The sequence below is a fragment of the Rhodanobacter sp. TND4EL1 genome (genome assembly GCF_054061035.1).
This window is the reverse complement of sequence record NZ_JBSSDT010000007.1, coordinates 22558-30633: the sequence shown is the minus strand read 5'-3', so window position 1 is coordinate 30633 and position 8076 is coordinate 22558. Positions and strand designations below refer to the sequence as shown.

General features: G+C 64.7%; 9 protein-coding genes. 1 reads left to right on the top strand and 8 read right to left on the bottom strand.

All coding sequences use genetic code 11. The annotated features are described in order from the left end of the window. Positions 1-430 precede the first annotated feature (430 nt). The 3 genes from ACVWWQ_RS17205 to ACVWWQ_RS17195 all read right to left on the bottom strand — a co-directional run bounded on the left by ACVWWQ_RS17205 (position 431) and on the right by ACVWWQ_RS17195 (position 2479). The gene (locus ACVWWQ_RS17205) at positions 431-757 is read right to left on the bottom strand and encodes a metalloregulator ArsR/SmtB family transcription factor (RefSeq protein WP_133952073.1); all 327 of its coding nucleotides are present in this window, start codon (positions 755-757) and stop codon (positions 431-433) included. 127 nt (positions 758-884) lie between these two features. After that, positions 885-1973, bottom strand: a complete 1089-nt coding sequence (gene arsB, locus ACVWWQ_RS17200) for an ACR3 family arsenite efflux transporter (RefSeq protein WP_133952027.1) — start codon at positions 1971-1973, stop codon at positions 885-887. Next, complete coding sequence (locus ACVWWQ_RS17195; RefSeq protein WP_133952024.1) at positions 1970-2479, bottom strand: arsenate reductase ArsC; 510 nt, start codon at positions 2477-2479, stop codon at positions 1970-1972. The genes arsB and ACVWWQ_RS17195 overlap by 4 nt, the downstream gene beginning before the upstream one ends. A gap of 73 nt (positions 2480-2552) precedes the next feature. On the opposite strand from ACVWWQ_RS17195, the gene arsH reads away from it, so the two are divergent. Next, positions 2553-3320, top strand: a complete 768-nt coding sequence (gene arsH / locus ACVWWQ_RS17190) for an arsenical resistance protein ArsH (protein ID WP_133952022.1) — start codon at positions 2553-2555, stop codon at positions 3318-3320. A 107-nt stretch (positions 3321-3427) separates the two neighbouring features. Here arsH and ACVWWQ_RS17185 read toward each other — a convergent pair whose 3' ends face one another. From ACVWWQ_RS17185 to ACVWWQ_RS17165, 5 genes are all read right to left on the bottom strand, one after another. Then, complete coding sequence (locus tag ACVWWQ_RS17185; protein WP_133952020.1) at positions 3428-4060, bottom strand: cytochrome b; 633 nt, start codon at positions 4058-4060, stop codon at positions 3428-3430. Further along, positions 4057-5169: a catalase family peroxidase gene (locus ACVWWQ_RS17180; protein WP_133952018.1), complete on the bottom strand. Its 1113-nt coding sequence runs from the start codon at positions 5167-5169 to the stop codon at positions 4057-4059. The genes ACVWWQ_RS17185 and ACVWWQ_RS17180 overlap by 4 nt, the downstream gene beginning before the upstream one ends. A gap of 84 nt (positions 5170-5253) precedes the next feature. After that, positions 5254-6666 (bottom strand): cryptochrome/photolyase family protein, encoded by a 1413-nt coding sequence (locus ACVWWQ_RS17175; RefSeq protein ID WP_133952016.1) that lies wholly within the window; start codon positions 6664-6666, stop codon positions 5254-5256. A gap of 31 nt (positions 6667-6697) precedes the next feature. Beyond that, positions 6698-7360, bottom strand: coding sequence for a ChrR family anti-sigma-E factor (locus ACVWWQ_RS17170; RefSeq protein ID WP_133952014.1), 663 nt, complete (start codon positions 7358-7360; stop codon positions 6698-6700). After that, the gene (locus ACVWWQ_RS17165; RefSeq protein ID WP_457383496.1) at positions 7357-7935 is read right to left on the bottom strand and encodes a sigma-70 family RNA polymerase sigma factor; all 579 of its coding nucleotides are present in this window, start codon (positions 7933-7935) and stop codon (positions 7357-7359) included. Before ACVWWQ_RS17165 ends, ACVWWQ_RS17170 begins: the two co-directional genes overlap by 4 nt. Positions 7936-8076 lie beyond the last annotated feature (141 nt).

The window sequence follows — 8076 nt, the reverse complement described above, 5'->3', positions numbered from 1 at the left end:
TTGCCTCCGATGCCCGCAACGCGCGGCCTCCGCAACTCATCGCCAGAGGTTCTATCCTGAAAGCCCTCACCGGAAACGGTGGGGGCTTTTGCTTTCGTGCCATCGGGACGTGTGGATCATGTTCTGCCACTGGTCGACGTGAGTCTGACTGTGCAAGGTGAGCATTCTCGCCGGCTCGCCGGAACTGCGCTCTTTTCGGTAACGCGGCGGGCGTTCGCCTGATGGCTTGTTCCGGATAAGTCCCAGGGGTCTGAGTGCCGGACGATCGGGCGCTTAGCTGCCTGCGGTCCTGTCGCTCGGGTCAGGCGAATTCCGCGCGATACTGGTTCCGTCCGGCCATGGAATCCGCAAGGCTCGTCGCGGCGGCGCCAACGATCAAGTCCGCACTGCAAGGAGCAAGACCCGCGTGGACCTCCAGCGCCCACGCCGATCAAACCTTCCTCTTTGCAGATACCTCCGCGCAAGAGCGACCGCTGGCACTGCAGCAATGCTCGGTAAGGTAGGTCACCAGCGCGCTCATGGCGTCGAGCACCGGCGAGTAGTAAATGAAGCGGCCGTCCTGGCGACCGCTGATCAGTCCGGCATGTACCAGCTCTTTCAGGTGGAAGGACAATGTGGCGTTCGCCAACCCGAGCTTTTCGGCGATTGCGCTCGCCGCCAAACCCTCGGGCGCATGCTGTACCAGCAGACGATAGATCGCCAACCGGGATTCCTGGGCGAGTGCGGACAAGGCGGCAATGGCCTGTCTGGTGTCAATGGCGGGATAGGTCATGTCGCGATGGCTTCAGTGGGTCCGCGCCGGCCGGGCAAGGCGCGCTTTCGGAGATCGGATCAATGGCTCTGCCTGAGTCAAGATTACCCGACGGCGCAACGTGGGATGGGCATCAGACGCGTGCCGATTCGTACCAGGGCTTGCTGCGGTTCACGATGCGCACCACCGACAGCATCACCGGCACTTCGATGAGCACCCCGACCACCGTCGCCAACGCGGCACCGGAATGCACACCGAACAGGCCCACGGCGGTGGCCACCGCGAGTTCGAAGAAGTTGCTTGCGCCAATCAAGGCCGAGGGGCCGGCCACGCAATGGGCCACGCCGAAGCGGCGACTCAGCCAGTAGGCCAAACCGGCGTTGAAATACACCTGGATCACAATGGGTACGGCCAGCATCAGGATGACCGCGGGTTGCGCCACGATCTGACGACCCTGGAACGCGAACAGGAGCACCAGGGTAGCGAGCAATGCACACAGGGACACCGGGCCGAGCCGCTGAAGCAGCACGTTCAGCCGTGCCTCACCGCCGCTCGACAGGATTCGACGTCGCAGCAGCACGCTCACGATGACCGGTGCCACGATGTACAGCAGCACCGACAGCAGCAGCGTATTCCACGGCACGTTGATCGAGGAGAACCCCAGCAGCAGGGCGACGATCGGCGCGAACGCCACGACCATGATGGCGTCGTTCAGCGCGACCTGACTCAGCGTGAAGTTGGGTTCGCCGTGGCACAGGTTGCTCCAGACAAACACCATGGCCGTGCAGGGCGCGGCGGCCAGCAGGATCAACCCGGCGGCGTAGGAATCCAGCTGATCCGCAGGAAGGTGGCCGGCGAACACATGGCGGATGAATATCCATCCCAGCAGGGCCATCGAGAACGGCTTGACCGCCCAGTTGACGAACAGCGTGATGCCGATGCCTTTCCATTGCCTGCGCACACCGCCCAGCGCGCCGAAATCGATCTGCAGCAGCATCGGGGTAATCATCAGCCAGATCAGCACGGCCACGGGCAGATTCACCTGGGCCAGCTGCATGTTGCCCAGTGTTTCGAAGGTGTCGGGCAGGGTGCGGCCCAGCAACGTGCCGGCAACGATGCACAGCAACACCCAGATCGTGAGGAAACGTTCGAAGAAACCGATGCGGCCGTCCGCGGCAGGCGTCGAGGAAGCAGTGGACGCTTCTGCGTGGACCTCGTTCATGCACGTGGCTCTTTGTTGCCGTGGATCGTGGCGATGTGATCCAGTGCATGCTGCAGCTCGGCCTGCGACATCGACTCCACCGGCAGCTCCAGCAGCGCCGTGATGCGATCGATGATCCATGCGTGGGCTGTGCGAAACGCCTTGATCGATGTGTGCTCATCGTGAACCGCTGCCGGGTCGGGCAGACCCCAATGGCTTTTGACGAAATCGCCGAACAGTACCGGGCATGCTTCGCTCGCCGCGTTGTCGCAAACGGTGATCAGGATGTCCAGCGAGGGCGCTCCCTCTTTCGCAAACTCGTCCCACGACTTGCTGGCAAGGCCCACGGTGGGCATGCCGGCGGCGGCGAGTGTCTCGAGCGCACGTGGGTGCACCCGGAAAGTGGGCTGGCTGCCTGCACTGAACGCCTCAAAACGACCGTTGCCCAGATGATTGAGCGTCGCCTCGGACAGAATGCTGCGGGCAGAGTTGCCGGTGCAGAGAAAGAGAACGCGGCAGGGATGCATGACAGTCCTGGAGTGGATTCCACATTTCCATGATTATAGAATCATTTGATCGACACAACACCGAGCCATGGCCATGACGTTGCAGGATTTGCCCCACATTGATCCAGACGCACTGGAAACGCCGGACCTGACCAAGCTGGGCCTGTCGCTGGATTCCCGCCATCCGCCACGCATCCTGATTCTCTATGGTTCACTGCGGCCGCAATCATTCAGCCGCAAGCTGGCGCTGGAGGCGGAGCACATTCTTCGTCATTTCGGTGCCGAGACGCGAGTGTTCGATCCGCACGATCTGCCCCTGCTGGACAGCGTGCCCGCCAGTCATCCCAAGGTGGAGGAACTGCGGGCATCGTCGTTGTGGTCCGAAGGGCAGGTGTGGGTCAGCCCCGAACGACATGGCGCGATGACCGGTGTCTTCAAGAACCAGATCGACTGGCTGCCGCTGGACGATGGCAGCGTGCGCCCGACGCAGGGACGCACTCTTGCGGTCATGCAGGTTTGCGGCGGGTCGCAGTCATTCAATGTGGTGAATACGTTGCGTCTGCTCGGGCGCTGGATGCGCATGGTCACCATCCCGAACCAATCCTCTGTCGCCAAGGCCTGGCAGGAGTTCGGCGCCGATGGGCGCATGAAGCCCTCGCCGTTCCATGACCGCGTGGTCGATGTGATGGAGGAGCTCTTCAAGTTCACCTTGATGGTGCGTGGTCGCAGCGACTATCTGGTGGATCGCTACAGCGAGCGCAAGGGAACGGCAGCGGCGCGCGTACTGGCGGCTGACGGGGCGGAGAACCCTGCGCGTTCGACCCCGGCTTCCCTCGACACGCAGACTACGCCAGCTGCATGAGTCGTTGCGCCGTCGCTGAGCCGACCAAGCTTGCGACCGTGATCCGTGGGCTGATTGATCTCCGCCGAACCGCCTGCAAGGCTTCGGCTAAGCCGACCTCGGCGGTGTCATGCGTCGGGCAATGGCGCGTCTTTTTCGGCCTCGCCGGCTTCGCCCTTCGAATCGGCAACCAGCGCCGACGACATCGTTGATGGGCCGCGCGCCATGCTCGGAAACACGTCATCCCGCCGCACCCAGGCATGGAACAACGCCGCCGCCAGGTGCATCAGCACCGTGGCGAAAAGCAGCAGAGCCAGCCAGGTGTGGGCCGTGCGCAGGATGGCGTAGACGGTGGCATTGTGTGGAGCGATCGACGGCAGCACGAAGCCCTTGAACATGGTCACCGGATAGCCGCCCGCGGAGAGCATGGACCAACCGATCAACGGCATCGCGAACATCAACGCATAGAGCAACCAGTGCGAGGCCCTGGCCGCGAACACCTGCACCGCAGGCAAGTCGGCAGGCAGCGGTGGCGGAGCATGGCGCAGACGGTTGGCCAGCCGCACGATTACCAGCAGCAGAATGGCAATGCCCAGCGGCCGGTGCAGGCTGACCAGGGTGGGACGCAGGCTGATCGAGGCGACCATGCCGATGCCGACAAACAGCATCGAGAGAATCGCCAGCGCCATGCTCCAGTGCAGCACGCGCGCGGTGAGGTTGAAATGGACGCTTGCATGGTCCGACGGATGCAGCGTGCTCATCGCGAGGCCTCCTTCGCTGCGGCCTTGCCGGTGGCAGCGGCAGCCTTGCCGCTGGCGATGTCGTGCTCACGGCGATTGAAGGAAACCGAATAGATGGCTGAACGAGCGGCCAGCACCGGATCTTGCGAACCCTGCACCCCGGTGGGCAGGATCAACGGGTCGTAATTGATGTCGCGGCACGCGCCGGTGGTCTGCGGGCTGGTGCTTTCGATCACCACGGTCCCCACGGTGACGTGCTGGCGATCCTCCGGCCAGCTCTTTGACGGGTCGACGATCGAGTCGCCGGGTTGCGCCACGGTGACCACCATGTCCCAGCGCAACGGACCTTGCGCCAGTCGCTGATCCAGGTCCTCGCTGAGGAAATTGCCGTCGGCCGCGGCACGCTGCGCCGGCGTCATCGCCTCGAAGGCCGTCTGCGGTCGCATCGACCAGCGCACGTTGCGTGTTGCTCCCGCCCGGTTGGTGAAGCGGAACGTGTTGACGCCGTTGTACGTGGTGCTGGCCCAACTGGTCGACCACGGTGCAGTCTTCGCCCAGGCGGCGAAACGGGCGAACTCCGGATGGGCCTTGGCGAAGGCGGCCTGTTTGACCGGATCGGGTTGGCCGGTGGACGGATCCGGCGCGTTTGCGACGGTCTGCTCGTAAAATCCCTGCACCGAGGACACGCCGAAGAACGGGAAACTGTTCATGGCCATGCGCCACTGCTGGCCGTCGTCGCTGTTCAACTCCAGCGCCATGCTGCGCACGCGCGCCTTGCTGTCCAGTCCATAGGGCGAGCCGCCGCCGACGGACAGACGGCCGACGAACGGCGTGCGCCCCGGCGCAAACAGGCGTGCGCTGGAAAGTGGCACGCCTTGTCCATTGCCCTCGAAATAGCCCGCCACGCAAACGCCCTTGGCATGCGCGCGACGGAAGCCGCGATAGATCTGCCCGTTGCCGGTCTCGATGGCGTTGGTGAAGCGCGCGGAGGTGAGTCGGCCCGGTGTCAGCCAGCCGGCGACCCAGGCGAAGGCGAACGCGACGGCGGCCACGATCAGCACGATCGCCAGCAAGGCAGGCCACGCAGTTCGTGTCGTCGATGGAAGGGCGGCGGGTTCGATATCAGGCATGCAATGCTCCGGGTCTTGAAGAGGCGCGTGAGTCATTCCATTCGCCGGGACCGCTCGGCAAGTTACCTCGGCCGCAAACCTGTATCAGCGTGCCAGCGCGCCGTAAGCATCCAGCGCCTGCTGGCGCGACTGGCCCAGCTCGACCATTGGCGCGGGGTAGCCACTGCGTTGGAGCAGGTCGGGATCCTTCCACGGTTCGTGCAGCAAGTTCAGGGGCGCATCAGCCAACTCCGGCAACCATCGCCGCAGATAGTGGCCTTCCGGATCGAAACGCCTGGCCTGCGTGACCGGATTGAACACGCGGAAATACGGCGCGGCATCAGCGCCGCAGCCGGCCACCCACTGCCAGCCCAGCGTGTTGTTGGCCAGGTCCGCATCGACCAGGGTGTCCCAGAACCAGCGCGCGCCGTGCTGCCAGTGCTGGCGCAGGTTCTTGGTCAGGAAGCTGCCCACGATCATGCGCACGCGGTTGTGCATCCAGCCGGTATGCCAAAGCTCGCGCATGCCGGCGTCGACCAGCGGAATACCGGTACGGCCGCGCTGCCAGCGAGCCAGCAAGGCGGCGTCTGCGGGCGCCCAGGCGAACTGGTTGAAGCGTGGGTTGAAGTTCTCGGTGGGTGTCTGGGGGAAGTGATAGAGCAGATGGTGGGCGAATTCGCGCCAACCCAGCTCGCGCAGATACGGTTCGATGTCGGGCCGGTGCTTGGTGCCGATGGCTCGAGTGCGACGGTCCAGCTCGAAGTGGATCTGCCGGGGCGAGATCTCGCCGAAGTGCAGGTGCGGTGACAGGCGCGAGGTGCCGTGGCGTGCCGGCAGGTCGCGCGCATGCGCGTAGTCACCAATGGCGTCGTCGGCAAAAATTTCCAGCAACTCGTGCGCGCCGGCTTCGCCCGGCTGCCAGGTCTGCTCCAGCCCACCGGCCCAAGCCACGCGGGGCAGCAGTTCGAGTGCCTCAAGCGACAGCTCATCGGGCAGCTTGCGCCAGCCCGGCACGCGCGGCGGCGGCACTGGTTCGACCACCTGCAGCTGTGGCCGCAGGTTGCGCCAGTACGGCGTGAACACCTTGTAGGGTTGGCCTTGCAGGGTCGCAATCTTCCACGGTTCGCACCACAGCGCGGCGCTGTGGCTGTGCACCGCGATGCCATCGTCCAGCAAGGCCCTCTTGATGCGGGTATCGCGGGCGATCGCCGTGCCTTCGTACAGGCGATTCCAGTACACCGCGCCGGCGCCGCTTTGCGCGATCAACGCGCGCAGCACCGCCAGCGGCTCGCCCCGACGAAGATGCAGGCCCGTACCGGCGTCGCGCAGGGCGCGATCGAGTGACGCCAGCGAATGATGCAACCACCAGCGACTGGCCGCGCCCGCGCGCCACATGTCGTCATCGTCGTCCTGGATGAAAACCGGCAGCACCTGCGTATGTTCCGCGCAGGCTGTGCTCCACGCCGGGTTGTCGGCCAGCCGCAGGTCGCGTCGGAACAGCACCAGGGCCGTGCTCATCGGAAGCCGTTCTCTCGCGTCACCGGCACGCTCAGAAACCGAACAGCGGCTGCAATGTGCGCGCCAACCAGCCGGAGAACACCAGCGGCGCGTCAGTGGCGGCCACGCAGATGCACGGCACACCCGGCGAGGTGACGGGTTGATGCAGAGTCTCGCCATCCAGGTCGGCCACGTCGCCCGGAGCGAAATGGCCGAGTACGTCGTCGTAGGCGCCGTCGAGGATCATGGTCAGCTCATTGCCGCCGTGGCTGTGCAGCGGCAGCTTGCTGCCCGGCGCGATGCGCAGCAGCATCAGGTCGCCACCGGCGATACCGCTGGCCAGGATGCGCTGCACGCCCGGTGCGACCCGGCGCCAGCGCAAGGCGCGGATTGAATGGCCAAACCACGGATGCAGTGCGCTGGGCAGGCGATCCGGGTCGCTCGCTTCCATGACTTCGACCGGTAGCGTTGTCTGCGGGACCGCGGGTTCGTCGTCCAGCAGCGCCAGCATGGCGGCACGTGCGTCTTCGGGCGGCGCATCCACGCGCTGCTGCTGCATCAGCACGCCACCGATCCGGTCGGCGGCATGCAGCTGCTCGAGGCATTCGGCACAGCGCTCCAGATGCGCCGAAGCCACCACGGCCAGCGCCGCCGGCAGCGCGCCGGCCGAGTAGCTGACCAGGGTGGCGTCGTCGAGATGATGAGTTGTCTTCATCGTGCCGCCCTCATGCTGGTCTGCAATTTGGCGAACGAGCGCCGCAATGAGGATTTGACCGAGCCTAGCGGCATCTCCAGTTCACGCGATATCTCGCTGTGGCTTTTGCTTTCGAGATAACACATGCGAACCAGCCTGGCCTGTACGGGTGGAAGGCGATCGATCGCCTGTTTCAACAAATCCTGATCGAAGGATGATTCCGGCTGCGACTCGCGCCGGTCAGACTCGCCAAGATCGATCCGATCCAGGCCGTCCTGGATCGGCAGCCAGTGCGGCTCTTTGCGGACGTGATCGATGTACAGATTGCGCGCCACCCGATACAGCCAGGTGCTCAGGCTGGCACGCGTCGGATCGAACAGCGCCGCCTTGCGCCACAGGGTCAGCAGCGCCTCCTGCACCAGTTCGTCGGCCATCGACTCGGGCACCCCGAGATTGCGCAGGTAGCGCTGCAACCGTGGCGAGAAATAGTCATAGATGCGCATGAAACTGACACGATCGCGCTGCGCCGACACGGCAACCATCTGCGTCGACCAGTACTGCGCATCGGGCGCGGCGTTGCTCACGGAAGGGGACACGGATCGTTTCGCCCGGAAGGGCGACACCTCGGCGGCAGATTGATCGAAACCCATCATACGCAACTTCCCGCTACCGGCCTCGGCAGCACACCCGACCATCGGGGTGCTTTCCATTCGGTGCATACGAGGGGTGCGCGAATT